The sequence below is a fragment of the Rhodobium gokarnense genome, from assembly GCF_025961475.1.
GTDB lineage: Bacteria > Pseudomonadota > Alphaproteobacteria > Rhizobiales > Rhodobiaceae > Rhodobium > Rhodobium gokarnense.
In genome coordinates, this window is record NZ_JAOQNS010000003.1 from 29,719 (window position 1) to 50,309 (window position 20,591).

A 20,591-nucleotide genomic window follows, 5' to 3' on the forward strand; every position below is an offset into this window, starting at 1 on the left:
GTCGATCGCTACGGCGCGTCCCGGCGCCCTGGCGACTGCCAGACCCTAGAAAGCATCCTCGTCACTTGCCAGTCACGTTGGAGTGAGAAAAGCGCGATCCCGCGAGCCGGTCAATCGGCGCCAACCCGTAGGCGGCCTCAGTCGGACACCATGTCGCCGACGGCGCCGCGCGGATTGCCGAACGGGCCGCTGGCGCCGCGGGCGATCTCCCGCTCGTGGTCGAGCGCCCAGATCACCGAGGGAAAGGCGATCTCGTCCGCCGCCGGCAGGCCGCCCCAGTCGAACAGCGCGACCTCAAGGCTCTCCGGCCCCGGTGCCACGTCGCCATGGAGGACGGCACGGTAGATGAGCTGGACCTGGGAAATGCGCGGGATCGTATAGACGGCAAGGAGGCTCTCGATCTCGATCCGCGCGTGCGCCTCCTCCAGGGCCTCGCGCCGGGCGCCCGCCTCCGGCGTCTCGTTAAGCTCCAGAAAGCCCGCCGGCAGGGTCCAGAAGCCCATGCGCGGCGCGATCGCCCGCCGGCACATCAGGACCTTGCCGCCGGCGCGGACCACCGAGCCGACCACCACCTTCGGATTGTCGTAGGAAATGAAGCCGCAGCGGGCGCAGACGTCCCGCTCATGGGTGTCGCCGTCCGGCACGGCGCGCACGAAATCCGTCTTGCCGGGCGCCGGCCCCTCCTCCGTCATTATCCGGAGGCTCCCGCCTGACATCCTTCCGGCGGCGCCGTCGCGCTGAGCGACTCCTTGATCAGCGGCTCGAACTTTTCAGCCCACAGCTCCTCGTAGAGCGGGCCCACATGCTTGTAGCGGATGCAGCCGAACGTATCGATCAGGAAGGTTTCGGGCTGGCCGGTGACGCCGAAATCGATCGCCGTGCGGTAGTTCTGGTCGACGCCGTTGCGGGCGAACGGATTGCCGTGCTCTTCCATATAGCCGAGCGCGTTGGCCTCGGAGTCCCGCACATTGATGCCGGTGAGTTGAATCCGGTCGTCCTTGGCCAGTTCCAGGAGCATCGGGTGCTCCTGGCGGCAGGGCACGCACCAGGAGGCCCAGAAATTGATCAGGGTGACCTTGCCGTTGAGGTCGGCGCGGGAGAGCCCCGGCGCCGGCTGGCCGTTATAGGTGAGGCCCTTCAGCGCCGGCAGATCGAACTCCGGCGCCGGCTTGTCGAGCAGCACGGAGGGAATGACCCGGCTGGAGCCGCCATGGCTGAGCTGCAGGTAGAAAAGGACGCACAGCCCGCCGAAGAGGATCAGCGGCAGCAGCACCAGGAGCGACGGCCCCTTACGGCGGGGAGTATCGCCCGGCGCCTTGCCGGCCCCGGCTTGCCGTCCGGCCGTCGTCTCGCTTTCGATATCGCTCATTTCTGGCCCCCATGGGCCTTTTCGGAGCGCCGGCGCACGCCGCGCGCCTCAAGCTCGGAAAGCAGCCGGCGCTGGACGCCGTAGTCGGCCCAGATCCAGGCGACGAGCGCGACGACGGTCACGGCCGAGATCGCATAGGCGGCGATGATGTAGCCGGCATGGGGATCGGAAAACATCGGGTCTTGGTCCTTCGAGTTGCTCGCCAGTCTGCCCGGCAAATGGGGCGGCCCGCGGGCACGGTCAATCCTCGGCGCGTGCTTGTCTTTAGCTGCCCCTAGTGCGGCCCGCTGCTCGCCTCGATCATCCTCAGCGTGCGGATGCGCCGGCGCAGGATCTCGTTGCGCATGGCCATCAGGTGCAGCGTCACGAACAGGAAGGTGAAGGCGACGGCCATGACAAGGAGCGGGATCAGGATCGTCGGATGGATCGTCGGCCCGTCCATGCGCATCACGCTCGCCGGCTGGTGCAGCGTGTTCCACCATTCCACCGAGAATTTGATGATCGGGATGTTGATGAAGCCGACCAGCACCAGGATCGCCGCCGCCTTGCCGGCGCGGATCGGATCCTCGATCGAGCGCCACAGCGCGATCAGGCCGAGATACATGATGAAGAGGATGAGGACGGAGGTGAGCCGCGCGTCCCATTCCCACCAGGTGCCCCACATGGGCTTACCCCAGATCGATCCAGTGACCAGCGACAGGAACGTAAAGGCGGCGCCGATCGGCGCCGCCGATTTCGCCGAGACGTCCGCGAGCGGATGCTTCCAGACCAGGAGCCCGACCGAGGAGATGCTCATCATCGTGTAACCGAACATGGCGAGCCAGGCGGCCGGCACGTGGATGTACATGATCCGCATCGTGTTGCCCTGCTGGTAGTCCGGCGGGGCATAGAAGAACGACATATAGAGCCCGACGATGAACAACAGCACCGTCGCGCCGATCATCCACGGCAACAGCTTCGAAATGAAGCCGAGAAAGCGGGTCGGATTGGCCAGCGCCCAGATGCCGCCCGAAGGGGAAGAGACCGTATCGCTCATGACGCCCATTATCTAACCCTCCTGATTGCGAACCACAATGCAGGCCGGGGAATATAACGCCTTGACTTATGTCAGTCGGGGTCGGGTTAGGGGTGCGGCACTTTGGAATGGGAATAGGGAGCGGCAACGCACTACTCCGCTGCCCAAATCCAGTCAGAACACCAATTTCAAGCCCTAGAAGATCGTCAAAGTTCTTCCAAACAAAAAAAGATCGAGAAAATCATAAATACTCTTAAAGCACTTACAATAGAATCAAGCCTCTAAAGATACGGGATAGGACACAAACTGATCTTGAATCTCGTCATATTTCAAGTCAAAAACCTCAAGCTGAAGCGTACCAGAAGACCCCTTACTTACCGTACAGACATGAAGAAAATGATTGTCAACCGAGTCAATCGAAGAGACGCTACCTGCGCAATAAATATGCGGATGCGTACCGATCTCCCGTTTCCGAAAGTGTGTATGACCACAAAAAATATGATTAACACCGAGATATTTAGCGAGGTTATTTACCTTTTCGCGTTCCTCGAGCACAAGCGTACTTGGCACTCCTTCTGCCGGAGAAAAATGAAGCGCCCATACCACCGGCGTTCCCGGATTGGCATACTGGTAATTCCTCGTTTGATTATCCAATTCAGCCAAGACCTGATCGTCTACAGCACCCCTTCCGTATCGACGAAGCAATCCAGGATCACTATCCTCAGCAAAACAAAAATCAGCCGAAATTATACATAGCGAGACCCCGTCTCTATCGACGTCAGTCAAAAAAACCCCTCTTCTTGGCTCGTAAATTTTTCCAAAAACGCGATCAAAACTCTTGCATCCTGGCGTTCCCAAATCGTCCTTGTAACGATCGTGATTGCCCGGCATCACACAAATACGGACACCTAAACCTCCGAAGCGAGGCTCCAACGCTGCGTTGAGGTGCTCTCGAACTCGATTCTCGAGGAATACCTGTTTCGCAACCTCCAGATCCTCGTCCAATCCCGTAGTCGCCACATCGCCAAGAATAAACAACAAATCCAGTTCATTTGAGAACTCTTGAATAAAATCAGCGGCAGCAAGCAATGGTTGATCGTCGTAGCTAGTCGGCTTCCAAAATGAGAAATACTGCTGACGCTCGGGCTCTGTCTTCGGCAAGCAAACGTCAATGCTCTCCCACAGCCTTCGGGAGAAAAGCGACAATGCATTGCGTCTTCTTGCTTGGACGCATAGATGCGGGTCGGCCAAAAGTGCAATTTGTACACTCACCCCCTCAAGACCTTCGAGAGTGCTCGCGATTTCCGCTTTTCGAGGAAAAGAACAAGATCATTACTATCATCATCGATGCTTAAAGATCCCCAGCGGCCGTGAAAAACCGGACCGTCTCTTGATTGCTCGAAGAGATCCTCGCGGAGAATATCCAGAAAAGCAACCGCGTTTCGAGGTGGTAACATCAAATGATCAGCGAAGAGGCTCTCAATAAATGAGAGAAGCCTGCCATCGAACGTTATCCGGTAGTGTCCGCCCTCATATGCTTTACGTTTTGCAAAATTGTTAATTATTTTCCGAATCTGCCTTTCCAACTCGATAGCGTATTGCTCCATTTGCCAAGCTTGCGATATAGAAATCATTGGCTCTCCGGCTTCTCTCAGATTTTCATTAAGCCCTTCCAACCACGCAACTACCAACTCTTTACTAGCCTTGAACGTGCCTTTGGATTCCGGTTCAGTCGATTTCTCGTCCGCGGGCTCAACCGACTCTTCGGGAGTCGATGAATATGTGTCAATTTTTGGCTCAGGGTCGGACGTCGGCACTAGACTCGGCGGCAGATATGGAGCCTGACCTCTAGCCGTATACGAAGAATCGTTACCATCAACGCCGCGGTGAAAGCCGCCATAAAAGGCAACAAAAAATTCTTTCCACTTCAACTCTGCATCTTTCAGAGCGCCATCCTTCACGGCGCCGAAATCGACGCGAGAATGCTTAAGGACCCTCCTTTGATCAGCCTGCTTCCGAAAGATCTCTTTCAACAAATTTCTACTTTTTGGATGCGGAACCTTTCTCACGGCGACATCGGTAACTTTCTGCTCAAACGCGTCAGACGGAGACTTATTTACAGGCGCGGCGTCGCCGAAGGATGAGTCCCTGTCGACGCTCTCGATATTCATATCATCAAGTTGAGTTAAAAAAGTCAAAGCACCATACCTTAATTTACTTCTGGTTTTTGCAGAGAATTCTCAGCTTCTCACGCACATCATCTAGAGTTTCTTGAATAAGATCAATATTATTTTCATCCACTTGAAGAACAATTTCTCTTTCACAATCTCTAATCGAGTTAGTTTTCAGAAAAATCTGTATGACAGGGATGGAAGACATGATGCGACCCGTCAATTTGCCATTCGTATCCCGCTCGAAATCACTCCGCAAATCAACGAAGCTCGCGACCCCGGTCAAATTCGGTAAGAAACCTAAGCTCAAGCGGGCCTTTTTGGCGGCAGCCGCCTGCGTCTCGCGATGAGAGAGCAAACGGAGTAGTTTCTCCGCAAGACGATCTGGGTTTTCTAGATCACCGTGCTCACCAAGGAACTCCAATAACTTCGGACGCAATTCGTCTTGTGAGGTCCCCGACGTTTGAGCATACAGAAACGACAAAAAGGAAAGAAAGTACTCAAGCTCGTCCTTCGGGACGTCGGATTGCGCTGCAACCGCCTCGATGTCGGTTTCAGAGGGTTCGGTAGAGGTTGGCTTGCTCACGAGCGCATCGAGCAACTCGAAAAGTTCATCGTCGAACCCGGAAGCTGCGCCGATGATCTCTGTCAAAGAGGGTGGCATGATGCGCTGCATGGCCTGAGTGACCTTTCTCGTCTACGACGACTGCGCGAGGAAGTAGGCTGGAAAATGACGGACGACAAGCCCTTTTTGTGACCTCCTACTAGCAGGGTTATCGTGTGGAAGGCAACTTTTCCGCTCCCCCGGATCTGGGAGCTTGCCGGACGCACGGTCGTCATTCACCGTATTCCCACACAATAACACCCCGCGAAATAGCCTCCCCCAACAACCATCACCCCCCCCCTCACTCCCCCTCACTCGCCACATGCAGCGTCTGCGTTGACCCATCCTTGCGCTCCCCGAAATAAATCGTCTGGTGGGGAAACGGAATCTCGATGCCGCGGTCGTCGAAAATGCGTTTGACGATTTCGTTGTAGGCGCGGCCGATGCCCCATTGCTTGCCGGGGAGCGTCTTGATGCGGCCGCGCAGGATGATTTCGCTGGCGCCGAAGCTGTTGAGGCCGAACCATTCGAAGTCGCCGACGATGGACGCCGCGTGCTCCGGGTTTTGGCGCAGTTCCTCGAAGGCATCGAACATCGCCTGTTTCGCCTCGGTGATGTCCTCGCGATAGGCGACGCCCATGTCGGCGACGAAATAGCCGAAGCCGCGAGTGAAGTTGGAGACCATGTCGACCGAGGAGAACGGGATAACGTGGAAGACGCCGTTGAGGTCGCGTAGCGAGACCGAGCGCACGGTGAGCTTTTCGACGACGCCGCTGGTGCCGGCGAGCGTGACCACGTCGCCCACATTGACGGCGTTCTCGAACTGGATGAAGACGCCGGTGATGATGTCCTGCACCATTTTTTGGGCGCCGAAGCCGATGGCAAGGCCGAGGACGCCGGCGGACGCGAGCAGCGGGCCGATATCGATGCCGATCTCTGACAGGCAGAACATCAGCGTCAGCACCACCAGCACGATGGTGACGGCGTTGCGCAACAGCGACAGCAGCGTCGTTTCCCGCGCGGTCGGCGCCGTCAGCGGATCCCGGTTCAGCCGGTAGTCGACCCAGGACGTCATGGCGAGCCAGAACGCCAACGCCATGACGAGGATCAGCGTGACGCTCGCCGTCGTGCCGGTGAAACGCAGGCCAAGGTCCGTGCCGAGCCAGCCGGCAACGTCGATGGCGCCGATGACGTCGAGCGCAAAGAGGATGAGCGCAACGCCGATCGCGATCCGGACCGCGATCAGGAAGTAGGGGATCAGCCGGTTGAGCCGCCGCTCCAGCATCGGCAGGCGGGCATTGAGGCTTTCGGGCAGGCTGACGCCGCGGACGATCGCCTTGGCGATCATCGCCGAGACCAGCGAGGCGACGACCACGGCCAGCACGATCTCGACGGAGGCGAACACGGCGGCAAAGACCGCCGTCGCCGGCCGCGTCAGCACGATGAAGAACATCACCGCGAGATAGGCCAGGGCGAACCAGTGCCAGCTCTGGGCGAGGGTCCGCACGAGCCGCGAGGGCCGCCTCTGCGACGGCGCCATCTCGCCGGTCGGCTGGCCGTCGGCATCGAGCACCGGCTGCGGCGGCGAAATCCGCGTCATCAGCCATCTGGACACCGGCCCGCGCCGCCGCAGCACCAGCGTCACCAGATAGGCGAGCACGAAGAGGAGGATCAGCGCCGACATGCTGCGCCCGGCGAGATAGGTGGCGTTGGCGTTGATGATCGGTACGACGAGGAGCTGGCCGTAGCCGAGCACGCTGATGACGATGTTTGCGCTGCGGTTGAGCGCGCGCGCGGCCCCGTCCGACAGCGGCAGCGGCCTGAGCCCGCTCGCCACCGGCGAGAGCACGGCGCGGACCGCCACCTTGATCGTCTCCACGACCAGGAAGGCGTTGAGATAGAGCGTCTGGCGCAGCCCGATCGCGCCGAACTGGCCGAAGACGAGCACCGCGATCACCGTGCCGATCCCCCAGGCCGCGATGACGATCAGCATGTCGAGGAGGACGGAGCCGGTGAAGAGAAACGCGGTGTGCACCAGATTGGAATTGGAGGCGTGCCGGCCCATGCGCCGGTAGACCGGCTTCATCAGCCAGCGCAGCGTCAGGAAGATCGCGACAGTGATCGCGATCACCAGCAGGAGATCGCGGAGTGCGTCGATCAGCACCTTCACCTGGTCGGTGCCGAGGCTGGCGAACACCCGCTTGGCGCCGGTAAGGCTGTGCCAGCCGCGCTCAAGCTGCTGGGCGGTGTTCTCCGCAATCGCCTGGGTGAAGAGCGCAAGCTGGCGGCCGATCGAGGCCGGGGGCTCTTGCTGCGGGGTCTGATCGCCCGCCGCCGGCGCGTCGCCGGGCGCGGCGGCCGCACGCTCCAGCTCGTCGATCAGCGCCGCGCGGGCGGCATCGTCTTTCAGGATTTCGAGGAGCCGCGCGGTCTGGCTTTGCGGGGCAGTGTCCGCTGTCTCGGAGGCGGCCGGCTCGGCCGCAGGCGCATCGGCGGCGGGGCCGGCATCCTGCGCCAGAGCGGCGGAGGAGAGGAGAACAAGGAAGGTTGCGATCAAAGCATTGCGAAGCGGGGCGACGGCGATGGTCATTGTGGACTGTCCCAGGTCTGTTTCTTGTTTGCTTCACCGGATGACACCGGCCGATCCGCCCGCGGGGACGGGGCAGCCGCAATGCCTGGAGGATGGGCGACGCGCGGGAGGGCGCGCCGGATCTGCCCGGCTTGGAAAGGTCGGCAAGGGCCTACTTGCCACCGCGCCCGGCGTTTTGTCGAAGGTCCCGCCCGGCGCGAATGCAGGGTTATAGGGCGAAAACCGAGGCCGTCACGGTGGACCGCTCGCCTATGCGGCCGACAAACCGGAAAGCGGGATGCCGACAGGACTCATAGTAAAGGACCGCTTTCCGCCCGTGCTACCCCATTGGCAACAGCATAATCGACGGCCGGCCATATTGTTCCCGCACGTCCCCTGCCCCACCTAACGGGCCATGACCTATTCGATCCTCGCCCACGACACAGATACCGGTGCGCTCGGCATCGCCGTGCAATCGAAGTTCCCCGGCGTTTCCACGCTCATCTGCCATGGCGCGGCGGGCGTCGGCGTTATTGCGACGCAGGCCTTTTCCAACCCGGACCACGGCACGCGCGGGCTGGAGCTGTTGCGCCTCGGCGTTTCACCCGCGACGGCGCTGCAGATCCTGCTGGATGGCGACGAAAACCGCGGCGAGCGCCAGCTCGCGATCCTGGCGCCGGAAGGCTCGGCGCGGTTTACCGGCGAGGAGGTGCGCGGTTGGGCGGGCTTTGCCGGGGCGCTTGAGGGCAATTCCTGCCTTGCCCATGGCAATGGCCTTGCCGGCCCCCACGTGCTGCAGGCAATGGTCGACGGCTTTGCCAAGACCGACGGTGACTTCGCCACGCGCCTGATCGCGGCCCTGTCGAGCGGCGAGGCGGCCGGGGGCGAATTGCGCGGCGTCCAATCCGCCGGCCTGCAGGTGTTCCAGGCGGGTGCCGGCTATGGCGGGCGGCAGGAAAAGCTGGTCGACATCTCCATCTATGACCACGCAGACCCGATCGGCGAGCTCTCCCGCTGCTACGGCCTCCACCGGCTCTCCTATTTCCCGAGCGCGGACGAAAACCTCGTTCCGATCGACGCAGAGACCGCCGCCTACCTCACAAGAATCCTCGTCGACGAAGGCTACCTTGAGGGCACGCCGCGGCCGGACTGGGACGCGGACAAGATCGCCGCCTTCGCCCGCTTCATGGGGACCGAGAACTACGACAACCGCATCCGCGACGACGCCCTCATCGACCTGGAAGTTCTGGCCGACATCCGCGCGCGGCGCAGCAACTAGGCAAGGATCCGCTCGACCGCCTCGGCCAGATCGGCGACGACCGCCGTCGGCTTCGGCACGACGGCATCCTCGTCGCCCGGCCGGTATTTGCCGGTCCGCACCAGCAGCGCTTCGCCGATGCCGGCGGAAAGCGCCCCGGCAACGTCGGATTCCGCATCGTCGCCGACCATGACGGCCTCGCCGCGGGTCGCGCCGAGGCTGTCCAGCACAGTGTCGAAGAAATCCGGCGACGGCTTGCCGAGCACGGTCGCCCCGCGCCGGGTGGCAAATTCGAGCGCGGTGACGAACGCCCCGGCGTCGAGGCTGAGCTTCCCGTCCGCGTCCTTGAAGGTGCGGTTGCGGGCAAGCGCCAAAAAATCCGCCCCGTCGACGAGCTTTCGGAACGCCGCGTTCAGCGCCTCGTAGGTAAAACCCATTCCCGCATCGCCGACGACGACGGCATCGCCGTTCGTCCCGCCGCAGCCCTGAAACTCCCCGACGAGGGCCTCGTGCACCAAGAGATGCGGCGCGAGCCCTCGCGCATTCAACCAGTCGCAGGCGACCTGCGCCGGCGTCGCCACCTCGTCGGCAGATATCTCAAGGCCCATCCCCTGCAGCCGGTCGATCAGCTTCGCCTTCGGCGTCCGCGTCGTATTGGTGAGAAACCGCAACCCGAGCCCGGCATCGCGCAGCCGCCCGACGGCGTCGATGGCGCCGGGGATCGCATCATCGCCGTCGTAAACGACACCGGAAAGGTCGAGCAGCACGCATCTGGCCATCCCGGAATGATGCCGCCGGCCGTATACAGGGTCAATGTCGGCGCATTTCGAACGGAGAGCCCCGCCGGGGCTAATCCCCCGAGCGCCTCAGTGCCGCCGCCGCCGCCACCGGCGCAAAGACCAGCGACAAGAGCGACAGGCCACACAGGAACAGGAACGGCGTCAGGAACGGCGTCGGCTCGGTGACGGCGGCCGTTGCGGCCGAGACGCCGAAGATCAGCACGGGAATCGTCAACGGCAGGACGAGGATGGCGAGAAGCACGCCGCCCCGCCTGAGCGAGACGGTGAGCGCAGCGCCGATGGCGCCGATCGCCGTCAGCGCCGGCGTTCCGACGAAGAGCGTCGCCATCACGGAGCCGATGGCGATGGGCTGCAAATTGACGAAGATGCCGAGGATCGGCGCGGCCAGCACCAAGGGCAGGCCCGTCGCCACCCAGTGGGCCATCGCCTTGACGAAGACCAGAACCTCGATCGGGTGCTCGCCGAGGAGCAAAAGGTCGAGCGTGCCGTCGTCGCGCTCCGACTGGAACAGCCGGTCGAGGGAGAGGAGCGTGGCGAGAAGCGCGCCGATCCACAGGATCGCCGGACCGATGCGCGAGAGCAGCTTCAGGTCCGGTCCGACCGCGAAGGGAAAGACGGAGACGACGGTCAGGAAAAAGAGGACGCCCATCAGTGCGCCGCCGCCGACGCGCACGGCGAGCCGGATCTCCCGGACGAACAGGGCGGAAAAGGCACCCGTCATGCGACCCGCGCCTCCCCGAGCTTCAAGGATTTGGTCTCCGCCAGCGGCAATGCCCCGTGGGTGACGGCGATGATGAGCCCGTCGGCAAGGAGGTGGGCGGCCATCAGCTCGCCGAGCCGCGCCTCGCTGGCGACATCGAGCGCCGCCGTCGGCTCGTCGAGCAGCCACACCGGCCGGTGCGAGACGACGAGGCGGGCAAGCGCCAGCCGCCGCCGCTGACCGGCGGAAAGGACCGCCGCCGGCAGGTGGTCGAGATGGCCGATGCCGACGCGGTCGAGGGCCTCGAGGACGGAGACCCCGCAGTCGCCGTAATAGCGGTGCCAGAACTCCAGGTTCTCGCGCACGGTGAGCTGGGTCTTCAACGCATTCTCATGGCCGAAATAGTGGCAGTGCGCGCCGAGCGAAAGTTCCGGGTCGCCGCCCGTCAGCTCCAGCGTGCCGCCGGCAAGTTCGATCAGGCCGGCGATGGTCCGAAGGAGGCTCGACTTGCCGGCGCCGTTCGGCCCGGTGACGACCAGCGCCTCGCCGGCCGCAACGTCGAAATCGACGCCGGCAAAGACCCGGCGCCCGCCCCGGTCGCAAACGAGGCCGCGCCCTTCGATCGCAAGATCGCCCATGGAGGATCCGTTCTGACTGCGTTTCGCCCCGTTCGGTAGCCTCCGGCTCGCCGGAAGTCCAGTCGCGAAGCGCCTCGGCGCTCCATTCGATGCCCCCGGGGATCCATTCCGGGTCTATGAAAAGACCCTTCGATCTCCGTAAATTGCGCAAACGCCTTTCGTTCATATGGAATCGCCCTAAAAAATTCGCTATAGGGCATGCGAACCGAGCCCAAGGCCCCGCATTCACCGAAAGCTGGCGGCGTGTCACCCTGGCTCCGGCCCGACACGCGCACTCCTTGCGCCGTCGCGATACGCCAGCCCGCCCCAAGACGAAGGAACCGCCAGCCGTGACATCTCAGTCGCTCGACAGCTTCAAGGCGCGCAAGACCCTCAAGGTCGGCAAGAAGTCCTACGAAATCTTCAGCCTCAAGGCGGCCGAAAAGAACGGCCTGGAAGGCGCCTCGCGGCTGCCCTTCTCGCTGAAGGTGCTGCTTGAGAACCTCCTGCGCTTCGAGGACGGCCGCACGGTCACCGCCGACGACATCAAGGCGATGGTCGGCTGGCTGAAGGACAAGCGCTCCGACCGCGAGATCGCGTTCCGCCCCGCGCGCGTGCTGATGCAGGACTTTACCGGCGTTCCGGCCGTCGTCGACCTCGCGGCCATGCGCGACGCCACGACCAAACTCGGCGGCGATCCGGAGAAGATCAACCCGCAGGTTCCGGTCGACCTCGTCATCGACCACTCGGTCATGGTCGACGCCTTCGGCACCAAGATGGCCTTTTCCCAGAACGTCGACCTTGAATACAAGCGCAACGGCGAGCGCTACGAGTTCCTGCGCTGGGGTCAGGAAGCGTTCGACAATTTCCGCGTCGTGCCGCCGGGGACCGGCATCTGCCACCAGGTGAACCTGGAATACCTCGCCCAGACGGTCTGGACCCGCAAGGACAAGGTCAAGACCAAGAAGGGCAAGGAGACCGTCGAGTTCGCCTATCCGGATACCCTCGTCGGCACCGACTCGCACACCACCATGGTCAACGGCCTCGCCGTCCTCGGCTGGGGCGTCGGCGGCATCGAGGCGGAGGCCGCCATGCTCGGCCAGCCGATCTCCATGCTTATCCCGGAGGTCATCGGCTTCAAGCTCACCGGCAAGCTCAACGAGGGCGTCACCGCCACCGACCTGGTGCTGACCGTCGTTGAAATGCTGCGCAAGAAGGGCGTCGTCGGCAAGTTCGTGGAGTTCTATGGCCCGGGCCTGTCCAACATGACGCTGGAAGACCGCGCCACGATCGCCAATATGGGCCCGGAATACGGCGCCACCTGCGGCTTCTTCCCGGTCGATGCCGAAGCGATCTCCTATCTGGAGGCCACCGGCCGCAAGTCGGCCCGCATCGAGCTCGTGGAGGAATACGCCAAGGAGCAGGGCCTCTTCCGCACCAACAAGACGCCGGATCCGGAGTTCACCGACACGCTGGAACTCGACATGGAGACCGTCGTGCCCTCGATCTCCGGCCCGAAGCGCCCGCAGGACCGCATCGCGCTGGACACCGCGCCGGAAGCCTTCGCGCTGGCCATGGAGAAGGAGTGGGACAAGCTCGCCGAACTCGACAAGCGCGTCGAGGTTGACGGCCGCGACCACGATCTCGGCAATGGCGACGTGGTGATCGCCGCCATCACCTCCTGCACCAACACCTCCAATCCGAGCGTCCTCATCGGCGCCGGGCTGCTCGCCCGCAACGCCCGCGAAAAGGGCCTGGAGGTGAAGCCCTGGGTCAAGACCTCGCTCGCGCCGGGCTCCAAGGTGGTCACCGACTACCTGGAAAAGGCCGGCCTGCAGAAGGACCTAGACAAGCTCGGCTTCAACCTCGTCGGCTATGGCTGCACCACTTGCATCGGCAACTCCGGCCCGCTGCCGACGGAAATCTCCGAGGCGATCTCCAAGAACGACCTCGTTGCGTGTTCCGTACTCTCCGGAAATCGCAACTTCGAGGGCCGCGTCAACCCGGACGTGCGCGCCAACTACCTCGCCTCGCCGCCGCTGGTCGTCGCCTATGCCATCGCCGGCTCCATGAAGATCAACCTGACCAAGGACCCGATCGGCTACACCAAGAAGGGCAAGCCGGTCTATCTGAAGGACATCTGGCCGACCACCAAGGAGATCACCGACCTCATTCGCAAGTCGATCTCCAAGAAGATGTTCAAGGACCGCTACGGCAACGTCTTTGAGGGCGACGAAAACTGGCAGGGCATCAAGGTCGAGGGCTCGCTCACCTATGACTGGCCGATGTCGTCCACCTACGTCCAGAACCCGCCCTATTTCGAGGGCATGAAGATGGAGCCAGAGCCGGTCACCGACATCGAGAACGCCCGGGTCATCGGCCTCTTCCTCGATTCCATCACCACCGACCACATCTCGCCCGCCGGCTCCATCATGGAGAAGTCGCCGGCCGGCAAGTACCTTTCGGAGCACCAGATCAGCCGCGCCGAATTCAACTCCTACGGCTCGCGGCGCGGCAACCACCAGGTGATGATGCGCGGCACCTTCGCCAACATCCGCATCAAGAACCAGATGGTTCCGGGCGTCGAAGGCGGCTACACCAAGCACCAGCCCTCCGGCGACGAGATGTCGATCTACGACGCGGCCATGCGCTACAAGGACGAGGGCGTGCCGCTTGTCGTCTTTGCCGGCAAGGAATACGGCACCGGCTCCTCGCGCGACTGGGCGGCCAAGGGCACGACGCTTCTCGGCATCCGTGCGGTCATTGCCGAATCCTTTGAACGCATCCACCGCTCCAACCTCGTCGGCATGGGCGTCCTGCCGCTGGTCTTCACCGGCGGGGATAGCTGGAAATCCCTGAAGCTCGACGGCACCGAGGCGGTCACCATCAAGGGACTCTCGGAGGGCCTGAAGCCGCGCATGACGCTGGAGGCGGAGATCTCCTATCCGGGCACCCGGAAGAAGAACAAGACCATCCAGCTCCTCTGCCGGATCGATACCGAGGACGAGCTGGAATACTACAAGAACGGCGGCATCCTGCACTACGTCCTGCGCAACCTCGCCGCCTGACGCAGCAGGGATCGCTTCGAGAAATCAAACCGCGCGGCGTTTATTTCGCCGCGCGGTTTTTTTGTTTTTCGTATAGTCGACGATGCCGCTGTTCGGCGACGCCTCACCCTCTCCCGTCATCCCGGGCGAGCGCAGCGAGACCCGGGACCCATTGCCCCTCTCAATACGGTAGCCCTATCGGCTGTCCGCACGGCGTCGACACTCGCCGGCGTGATCACGTTATCGCCAACGGCATACCGCGCCGTGAGGGGCAATAGGCCCCGGCTCAGAGGCCGGGGTGACGGGAGAGTATGTGGCAACGAAAGTGAAAAACCCGCAGCGCCTCGGGACGTTCGAAAGAACCGGCGATCCGTAACATCGTCATTGCGAACGAGCGAAGCGAGTGTGGCAATCCAGAGCCGCACACTCCGAGCCAGCCGCTCCTGGATCGCCACGGCGCCTGCGGCGCCTCGCGATGACGGCGTTGGATGGTCCGACGTAAGAGCGGAAGCTCCCCCGGCCAGCCCCTACTCCGCCGCCCGCCTCAGCCAAGACCGCCCGGCAACGGCGGCTTCCGAGCCGTCCTGGAGCGGCTGGTAAAAGAGGTCGATAGCGGGAACGTCGCCGCGCTCCAGCGCCGCGCGGGTCGGCTCGTTGCGGATCTCGAAGCTTTCGAACCCGCAGCGCAGCATGAAGGGGATCTGGTCGATGAGGATGTCACCGACAGCGCGCAGTTCGCCGGCAAAGCCGTGGCGGTCACGCAGGAGGCGCGCGCGGGAATAAGACTGGCCGAACTGGAATTTCGGAAACGACAGGGCGATCAGCGACAGACGCGACAGGTCGCCGACGGCGGCGACAGTTGCATCGAGATCGTCGTCCGTGTCGATCAGGAGGCCGAGCCGGCCATTGCGCGAAAGGAGCGCCTCGCGGTCCTCGGACAACCGCGCCACGGAGACGATGACGTCGCCCTCCGGCAGCGCACTGTCATCGGCCGCCACCGTCCAGGAATCCTCGACAAAGCCACCCTCGCGCCAGACGGCGGCGGTTTCATCAACCTTGTCGATCGTCGTCATCGTTCCGTCCTCAGCTCTTTTTCGTGCGGGTCAGCTTGCCGCCCGCAAAATGAATGCCGCATTCGGTCTTCTGGGAGCCGCGCCAGCGCCCGGCGCGCGGGTCTTCGCCCGGCAGCGTCGGCGAGGTGCAGGGCATGCAGCCGATGGAGAGGTACCCCATCGGCACCAGCGGATGCGCCGGCAGCTCGTGCTCCCTGGCGTAGTCCTCAAGCTCCGTCGTGCCCCAGGCGGCGAGCGGATTGACCTTGATGCGCCCGTCGGCGACTTCGAACAGCTTCAGTTCCGAACGCGTCGACGACTGGTAGCGCTTGCGCCCGGAAATCCAGGCCTTGTAGGGCCCGAGGGCCCGGTTCAGCGGCCGCGCCTTGCGAATAACGCAGCACCAGTCGGCGTCGGTGGAGAACAGCATTCCGTCGGGATCGACCCGCGCCAGTTCCTCCTCGTCCGGGTAGATCGTCTGAACGCCCGTCAGTCCGAATTTCGCAATGATCTCGTCGCGGTAGCGCAGCGTCTCGCCGAAATGCTTGCCGGTATCGATGAAGAGGATCGGCAGATCCGACTTGATGCCGGCGATCATGTGCAAAAGCACCGCCGATTCCGCACCGAAGCTGGTGACGCTGGAGGTATCGTCGGGGAACAGGTCGAAGATGGCGAACTCCAGGATCTCCTGGGGCGAGGCGCCGGCAAACCGGGCCTCCAGCGCCGCCAGGTCGACATCTTCCGGGCGGTAATTGCGACGCGGAGCGTCATTGTGCGCCATAAAGCACTCCCTTGAACGGCTCCGGCCCGAGCCGCCGATAGGTTTGAAGGAACGTCTCCCCGGCATCCCGCCGTTCGGCGAGATAGAAGTCGACGAGCCCTTCCACCGCATCGATCACCGCATCTTCGGAAAAGCCGCGCCCGGCCACCGCGCCGATGGAGGTTTCGTCGCCGGCCGAGCCGCCAAGGGTGATCTGGTAGAATTCCTGGCCCTTCTTCTCCACGCCGAGGATGCCGATATGGCCGACATGGTGGTGGCCGCAGGCATTGATGCAGCCGGATATCTTGATCTTCATGTCGCCGATCAGGCGCTGGCGCTCCGCATCGGCGAAGCGTTCGGCGATCCGCGTGGCGATCGGGATCGACCTTGTGTTGGCCAGCGAGCAGTAGTCAAGCCCCGGGCAGGCGATAATGTCCGAGATAAGCCCCGCATTGGCGCTGGCAAGGCCGGCCTCAAGGAGCGCGTCGTAGACGGCCTTCAGGTCGTCGAGCCCGACATGGGGCAGCACGAGATTCTGCTCGTGGGTGACGCGGATGTCGTCGTGGCCGTAGCGCTCGGCGAGATCGGCGACGGCCTCCATCTGCTCCGCGCTGGCATCGCCCGGGATTTCGCCGACGGCCTTCAGGGAGATCGTCGCGATGCCGTAGCCTTCGACCTTGTGGGCGACGACGTTCTGGGACACCCAGGCATCGAACCCGGCATCGGACGCCCGCTCCACGGCGAGGCGGGCTGCCGCGCCCGGCCGCGGGGCCAGACCTGTCGGGGCAAAGAAAGATGCGATTTGCGCAACATCCGCTTTCGGGAGCTTCAGCGCGCCGTCGCGGATGCGCCCCCACTCCGCCTCGATCTCGGCCTTGAGCTCCTCGGTGCCGGTCTCGTGGACGAGGATCTTGATCCGCGCCTTGTACTTGTTGTCCCGCCGGCCGTGGAGGTTATAGACGCGCAGGATCGCCTCCAGATAGGAGAGCAGGTCCTCTTCCGGCAGGAAGTCGCGCACCTTCTTGGCGATCATCGGCGTGCGGCCCTGGCCGCCGCCGACAAAGACCTCGAATCCGACTTCGCCGTCCGCGCCGCGCAGCGCCTTCAGGCCGATGTCATGCACCTTGATCGCCGCCCGGTCGACCGTGGCGCCGGTGATCGCGACCTTGAACTTGCGCGGCAGGAACGAGAACTCCGGATGCAGCGACGACCACTGGCGGATGATCTCCGCATAGGGGCGCGGGTCGACGAACTCGTCGGCCGCGGCGCCCGCGAACGGGTCGGCCGTGGTATTGCGGATGCAGTTGCCGGAGGTCTGGATGGCGTGCATCTCGACCCTGGCGAGGTCCTCCAGCAGGTCCGGGATCTCGATGAGCTTCGGCCAGTTGTACTGGATATTCTGGCGCGTGGTGAAATGGCCGTAGCCCTTGTCGTAGCGCCGCGCCACATGGGCAAGCATGCGCATCTGCGCGCCATTGAGGACGCCATAGGGGATGGCGACGCGCAGCATGTAGCCGTGGAGCTGCAGATAGACGCCGTTCATCAGCCGGAGCGGCTTGAACTGCTCTTCGGTCAGTTCGCCGGAGAGCCGGCGGTTCACCTGGTCGCGGAACTGCGCCACCCGCGCCTTGACGAAGGCGGCGTCGAAATCGTCGTAGACATACATCGATCCGCCCTCCCTCAGGCCGCAACGGCGGCGAGCGCCGCCTGCGGGCCGAGATCGCTGCGCACGGTCGGGCCCTTGGCCCGGATGCGCTCGCGCAGGCGTACCGGCACCATGGCGCCGGCCTCCACCGTCACGTCGATGGCGTAGGGCTCTACCACCACATCGCCCTGCCGGGAAACAGTCTCCAGCATCGCCACCGCCTCGTCGTCGCTCCGGAACACCGCCGCACGGCGGGCGTCGGTGACCCAGGCGCCGCGCGCGTCGAGCCAGACCGCTTCGCCGTCGTTCAGCCGATTGGCCGTAATGCTCTTCATCGTCCGCTCCCTTCGCAATGACAATGCGCAGCCGCCCGTCCGCTTGCGTGCCGGCTGTCGGAAGATTTTCGGCAGTGCACAACACGTCGGGCGTTTCCACGATGAAGAAAGAAGTATGTTCCAAAAACGGGGCGGTAAACGCCGGACGGTAAAAAAGAATTTCAATTCCGGCAACCGCGCCCGGTCGGAGAATACCATTTGTCGCAGCGCACAAGACGCAGCGCGCCCGTTCCGTCAATTCGCCGAAAGGGCGGATGGCTTGGCGAAACCTTGTTTCACCGGCGACAAGACAGGCCGAATAGCGAGCGCGGAAAAACGCTGCATTCCCGTCAACTCGAACCGCATGTCAGCACATGCAGATATGCGAAAATAACATATTTCGAAAAAAGTATCTTTGCCCGCAAAAGGGCGCGATCAGCCCTCGCCGTCCTCCGCCTCGATGGCGTGTCGGCTCATCAGCGGCATCTGGGAAAAGGCAAAGAGCACCGTGATCGGCAGGAAGCCGAAGGTCTTGAAGGCGACCCAGCTTTCTTCCGAAAAGTTCCGCCAGACGAATTCGTTGACGACGGCCATGACGACGAAGAAGAGGCCCCAGCGCAGGGTCAGGATGCGCCAGCCCTTGTCGTCAAGCTGGAACGCCCCGTCGAACAGCTTCTGCAGCAGCGGCTTGCCGAGCGCCAGCCCGCCGAGCAGCGCCGCGGCGAACAGGCAATAGACGATGGTCGGCTTGATCTTGATGAAGGTGTCGTCGTTGAAGATCACGGTCAGCACGACGAAGACGACGACGAGAACGCCGGAAACCAGCGGCATCGTGGGCACGTGCCGGTAGCGCGCATAGGAGATCGTCAGCGTGATCACCGTCAGGAGCGCCAGCACGACCCCGGCGACGACAATGGGCTTATAGACCTCGCCGCCGACCGTCACCGGATCGACCGTGAAATAGGTCGCGAAAAACGCCACCAGCGGCCCGAAATCGAGCAGGAACTTGAAGCCGGAGGACGGCGTCTTCTTCTCGGTGGCGGTCTCGGTCATGGGTGCTCCCGGTCGGTGTATCTAGAGCCCGGCAATCGCCCGGGCGAAATCGGCCGCGTTGAACGGCTCAAGGTCGTCGACGCTCTCGCCAACGCCGATGAAATGCACCGGCAGGCCGTGCTTGGCGGCGATGGCAACGAGGATGCCGCCGCGCGCCGTGCCGTCGAGCTTGGTCATGACGAGGCCGGTGACGCCCGCCGTCTGGCGGAAGATCTCCACCTGGTTGAGGGCGTTCTGGCCGGTGGTGGCGTCGAGCGTCAAAAGCACCGTGTGCGGCGCATCCGGCTCCTGCTTCTTGATGACGCGAACGACCTTTTCAAGCTCCGCCATCAGCTCGGCCTTGTTCTGCAGCCGGCCGGCGGTGTCGATGAGGAGGACGTCGGTGCCGGAGGCCTTCGCCTCGGTCAGCGCGTCGAAGGCAAGGCCGGCGGCGTCCGCCCCGGTCTCGCGCGCGATCACCGGCGATCCGGTCCGCTCGCCCCAGATCTTGAGCTGCTCGATGGCTGCGGCCCGGAAGGTGTCGCCGGCGGCCAGCATCACCGAGCGCCCCTCGTCGGAGAGTTTCTGGGCGAGCTTGCCGATGGTCGTCGTCTTGCCGGTGCCGTTGACGCCGACGACAAGGATGACGTGGGGTTTCTTCGCCGGATCGACGGAAAGCGGCTCGGCGACCGGCGCCAGCACCTTTTCCACCTCCTCGGCAAGGATGCCGCGCACCTCCTTGTCGCTGACCTCCTTGTCGTAGCGCCCGTCGGCCAGCCGCTCGGTGATGGTCATCGCCGTCTCGACCCCGAGGTCGCTCTGGATCAGGATGTCTTCCAGGTCCTGCAGCGTGTCCTCGTCGAGCTTGCGCTTCAAAAAGACGCCGGAAATTCCCTCGCTCAGCGCGGAGGACGAGCGGCCGAGCCCCTGGCGCAGACGCTGGACCCAGGAGACCTTTTCGACCGGCGGAGCCGGCAGCACCTCCTCCTCGACCGGCGGCACGATGACCGGCGGCGGGATTTCTTCGACGGCAGGAGGCGGCGCGATCTCCTCCGGCGGCAGAACCTCTTCTTCCGCGGGCGGGACCTCTTCGGCAAGCGGCGGCACCTCCGGCAGGCGCTCGACCTCGATCGGCTCGGGCGTCGGCGGCACGGGAGGTGGCGGCGGAGCCACCGGCTCGGGGATTTCCGGGATCGGCTTCGGCACCGGGGTCGGCATCGGTGCCGGCGGCTGTAGCGCCTCGCGCTGTTCCGCCGGCGGCAGGGCCTCCGGCTTGCCGCCGAACAGCCGCGCAAGGAAGCCGCCCTCGCGCCGGCGCGCCTCTTCGCGTGACATCCGCCTTTCGCGCTTTTCCGCGGCCTTGGCAGCGCGCTTCTTGATCTTGGCGATCAGCTTTTCGCGGCGCCGGGCGAGCTTTTCCTCGCGCTTCTTCTCGCGCGGCGTCAGCTCCACGCGCCGGTAGAGGGAGAGCGACGAACCCTTGCCCTTCTCTCCGTTGCCGGCCTCGCCATCAGAAGCCTTTTCCTCGCCGAGATGCGGCACGGTCGGCTGAAAGGTCTCCGGTTCGAGCGGCGCGGCATCCTTGCCGCCACCGAACAACCGCCTGAAAAAGCCAGGTTTTTCGTTCCCACCCATACT

General features: G+C 63.5%; 20 protein-coding genes. 3 read left to right on the plus strand and 17 right to left on the minus strand.

Annotated elements, in window-relative coordinates:
• Positions 1-137: 137 nt before the first annotated feature.
• The 8 genes from M2319_RS05320 to M2319_RS05355 all read right to left on the minus strand — a co-directional run bounded on the left by M2319_RS05320 (position 138) and on the right by M2319_RS05355 (position 7,749).
• On the minus strand, positions 138-692 hold the full coding sequence (locus M2319_RS05320) for an NUDIX hydrolase (RefSeq protein ID WP_264600417.1): 555 nt from the start codon (positions 690-692) through the stop codon (positions 138-140).
• The gene (locus M2319_RS05325; RefSeq protein ID WP_264600418.1) at positions 692-1,369 is read right to left on the minus strand and encodes a DsbE family thiol:disulfide interchange protein; all 678 of its coding nucleotides are present in this window, start codon (positions 1,367-1,369) and stop codon (positions 692-694) included. Before M2319_RS05325 ends, M2319_RS05320 begins: the two co-directional genes overlap by 1 nt.
• Positions 1,366-1,545, minus strand: a complete 180-nt coding sequence (gene ccmD / locus M2319_RS05330) for a heme exporter protein CcmD (RefSeq protein WP_264600419.1) — start codon at positions 1,543-1,545, stop codon at positions 1,366-1,368. The genes M2319_RS05325 and ccmD overlap by 4 nt, the downstream gene beginning before the upstream one ends.
• Positions 1,546-1,643: 98 nt before the next feature.
• Positions 1,644-2,405, minus strand: coding sequence for a heme ABC transporter permease (locus M2319_RS05335; protein ID WP_264600857.1), 762 nt, complete (start codon positions 2,403-2,405; stop codon positions 1,644-1,646).
• A gap of 252 nt (positions 2,406-2,657) precedes the next feature.
• Positions 2,658-3,656, minus strand: coding sequence for a metallophosphoesterase family protein (locus M2319_RS05340; protein ID WP_264600420.1), 999 nt, complete (start codon positions 3,654-3,656; stop codon positions 2,658-2,660).
• Entirely contained in the window at positions 3,653-4,582 is a 930-nt protein-coding gene (locus M2319_RS05345; protein ID WP_264600421.1) for a CesT family type III secretion system chaperone, read from the minus strand. Before M2319_RS05345 ends, M2319_RS05340 begins: the two co-directional genes overlap by 4 nt.
• Before the next feature lie 16 nt (positions 4,583-4,598).
• Positions 4,599-5,231, minus strand: coding sequence for a hypothetical protein (locus M2319_RS05350; protein WP_264600422.1), 633 nt, complete (start codon positions 5,229-5,231; stop codon positions 4,599-4,601).
• A gap of 229 nt (positions 5,232-5,460) precedes the next feature.
• On the minus strand, positions 5,461-7,749 hold the full coding sequence (locus M2319_RS05355; RefSeq protein WP_264600423.1) for a mechanosensitive ion channel domain-containing protein: 2,289 nt from the start codon (positions 7,747-7,749) through the stop codon (positions 5,461-5,463).
• A gap of 394 nt (positions 7,750-8,143) precedes the next feature.
• Here M2319_RS05355 and M2319_RS05360 point away from each other — a divergent pair, with 394 nt between their 5' ends.
• The gene (locus M2319_RS05360) at positions 8,144-9,007 is read left to right on the plus strand and encodes a DUF1028 domain-containing protein (RefSeq protein ID WP_264600424.1); all 864 of its coding nucleotides are present in this window, start codon (positions 8,144-8,146) and stop codon (positions 9,005-9,007) included.
• Here M2319_RS05360 and M2319_RS05365 read toward each other — a convergent pair.
• From M2319_RS05365 to ccmA, 3 genes are all read right to left on the minus strand, one after another.
• Positions 9,004-9,765: a TIGR01458 family HAD-type hydrolase gene (locus M2319_RS05365; RefSeq protein ID WP_264600425.1), complete on the minus strand. Its 762-nt coding sequence runs from the start codon at positions 9,763-9,765 to the stop codon at positions 9,004-9,006. The two genes, M2319_RS05360 and M2319_RS05365, sit on opposite strands and share 4 nt — an antisense overlap.
• Before the next feature lie 70 nt (positions 9,766-9,835).
• A complete protein-coding gene (gene ccmB, locus M2319_RS05370) occupies positions 9,836-10,507 on the minus strand; it encodes a heme exporter protein CcmB (protein ID WP_264600426.1) in 672 nt (223 codons plus the stop codon).
• Positions 10,504-11,124 carry a heme ABC exporter ATP-binding protein CcmA gene (gene ccmA, locus M2319_RS05375; RefSeq protein ID WP_264600427.1) on the minus strand — a complete coding sequence of 207 codons (621 nt, stop codon included), beginning with the start codon at positions 11,122-11,124 and terminating at the stop codon, positions 10,504-10,506. The genes ccmB and ccmA overlap by 4 nt, the downstream gene beginning before the upstream one ends.
• 329 nt (positions 11,125-11,453) lie before the next feature.
• Between ccmA and acnA the strand changes: the two genes are divergently transcribed.
• The gene (gene acnA / locus M2319_RS05380; protein ID WP_264600428.1) at positions 11,454-14,171 is read left to right on the plus strand and encodes an aconitate hydratase AcnA; all 2,718 of its coding nucleotides are present in this window, start codon (positions 11,454-11,456) and stop codon (positions 14,169-14,171) included.
• 506 nt (positions 14,172-14,677) lie between these two features.
• On the opposite strand, the gene M2319_RS05385 is transcribed toward acnA, so the two are convergent.
• From M2319_RS05385 to M2319_RS05400, 4 genes are read right to left on the minus strand one after another with little or no spacing between them, the layout of a single operon-like run.
• Positions 14,678-15,223: a DUF934 domain-containing protein gene (locus tag M2319_RS05385; RefSeq protein ID WP_264600429.1), complete on the minus strand. Its 546-nt coding sequence runs from the start codon at positions 15,221-15,223 to the stop codon at positions 14,678-14,680.
• 10 nt (positions 15,224-15,233) lie between these two features.
• Positions 15,234-15,983, minus strand: a complete 750-nt coding sequence (locus tag M2319_RS05390) for a phosphoadenylyl-sulfate reductase (protein WP_264600430.1) — start codon at positions 15,981-15,983, stop codon at positions 15,234-15,236.
• Positions 15,970-17,628, minus strand: a complete 1,659-nt coding sequence (locus M2319_RS05395; protein WP_264600431.1) for a nitrite/sulfite reductase — start codon at positions 17,626-17,628, stop codon at positions 15,970-15,972. Before M2319_RS05395 ends, M2319_RS05390 begins: the two co-directional genes overlap by 14 nt.
• Before the next feature lie 14 nt (positions 17,629-17,642).
• Positions 17,643-17,942, minus strand: coding sequence for a DUF2849 domain-containing protein (locus M2319_RS05400; protein WP_264600432.1), 300 nt, complete (start codon positions 17,940-17,942; stop codon positions 17,643-17,645).
• On the opposite strand from M2319_RS05400, the gene M2319_RS05405 reads away from it, so the two are divergent.
• Positions 17,932-18,315, plus strand: coding sequence for a hypothetical protein (locus M2319_RS05405; protein ID WP_264600433.1), 384 nt, complete (start codon positions 17,932-17,934; stop codon positions 18,313-18,315). The genes M2319_RS05400 and M2319_RS05405 overlap by 11 nt on opposite strands.
• A 41-nt stretch (positions 18,316-18,356) precedes the next feature.
• On the opposite strand, the gene M2319_RS05410 is transcribed toward M2319_RS05405, so the two are convergent.
• On the minus strand, positions 18,357-18,974 hold the full coding sequence (locus M2319_RS05410) for a septation protein A (protein ID WP_264600434.1): 618 nt from the start codon (positions 18,972-18,974) through the stop codon (positions 18,357-18,359).
• 21 nt (positions 18,975-18,995) lie between these two features.
• Complete coding sequence (gene ftsY, locus M2319_RS05415) at positions 18,996-20,588, minus strand: signal recognition particle-docking protein FtsY (RefSeq protein WP_406682072.1); 1,593 nt, start codon at positions 20,586-20,588, stop codon at positions 18,996-18,998.
• Positions 20,589-20,591: the final 3 nt, after the last annotated feature.

What these genes read in the sequence shown, in the direction of transcription:
- ftsY (WP_406682072.1), bottom strand. Translation starts at nt 20,588, where the DNA reads ATGGGTGGGAACGAAAAACCTGGCTTTTTCAGGCGGTTGTTCGGTGGC.
- M2319_RS05365 (WP_264600425.1), bottom strand. Translation starts at nt 9,765, where the DNA reads ATGGCCAGATGCGTGCTGCTCGACCTTTCCGGTGTCGTTTACGACGGC.
- M2319_RS05395 (WP_264600431.1), bottom strand. Translation starts at nt 17,628, where the DNA reads ATGTATGTCTACGACGATTTCGACGCCGCCTTCGTCAAGGCGCGGGTG.
- M2319_RS05400 (WP_264600432.1), bottom strand. Translation starts at nt 17,942, where the DNA reads ATGAAGAGCATTACGGCCAATCGGCTGAACGACGGCGAAGCGGTCTGG.
- M2319_RS05405 (WP_264600433.1), top strand. Translation starts at nt 17,932, where the DNA reads ATGCTCTTCATCGTCCGCTCCCTTCGCAATGACAATGCGCAGCCGCCC.
- M2319_RS05390 (WP_264600430.1), bottom strand. Translation starts at nt 15,983, where the DNA reads ATGGCGCACAATGACGCTCCGCGTCGCAATTACCGCCCGGAAGATGTC.
- M2319_RS05320 (WP_264600417.1), bottom strand. Translation starts at nt 692, where the DNA reads ATGACGGAGGAGGGGCCGGCGCCCGGCAAGACGGATTTCGTGCGCGCC.
- M2319_RS05355 (WP_264600423.1), bottom strand. Translation starts at nt 7,749, where the DNA reads ATGACCATCGCCGTCGCCCCGCTTCGCAATGCTTTGATCGCAACCTTC.
- ccmA (WP_264600427.1), bottom strand. Translation starts at nt 11,124, where the DNA reads ATGGGCGATCTTGCGATCGAAGGGCGCGGCCTCGTTTGCGACCGGGGC.
- M2319_RS05360 (WP_264600424.1), top strand. Translation starts at nt 8,144, where the DNA reads ATGACCTATTCGATCCTCGCCCACGACACAGATACCGGTGCGCTCGGC.
- M2319_RS05385 (WP_264600429.1), bottom strand. Translation starts at nt 15,223, where the DNA reads ATGACGACGATCGACAAGGTTGATGAAACCGCCGCCGTCTGGCGCGAG.
- ccmD (WP_264600419.1), bottom strand. Translation starts at nt 1,545, where the DNA reads ATGTTTTCCGATCCCCATGCCGGCTACATCATCGCCGCCTATGCGATC.
- ccmB (WP_264600426.1), bottom strand. Translation starts at nt 10,507, where the DNA reads ATGACGGGTGCCTTTTCCGCCCTGTTCGTCCGGGAGATCCGGCTCGCC.
- M2319_RS05410 (WP_264600434.1), bottom strand. Translation starts at nt 18,974, where the DNA reads ATGACCGAGACCGCCACCGAGAAGAAGACGCCGTCCTCCGGCTTCAAG.
- M2319_RS05350 (WP_264600422.1), bottom strand. Translation starts at nt 5,231, where the DNA reads ATGCAGCGCATCATGCCACCCTCTTTGACAGAGATCATCGGCGCAGCT.
- M2319_RS05325 (WP_264600418.1), bottom strand. Translation starts at nt 1,369, where the DNA reads ATGAGCGATATCGAAAGCGAGACGACGGCCGGACGGCAAGCCGGGGCC.
- M2319_RS05335 (WP_264600857.1), bottom strand. Translation starts at nt 2,405, where the DNA reads ATGAGCGATACGGTCTCTTCCCCTTCGGGCGGCATCTGGGCGCTGGCC.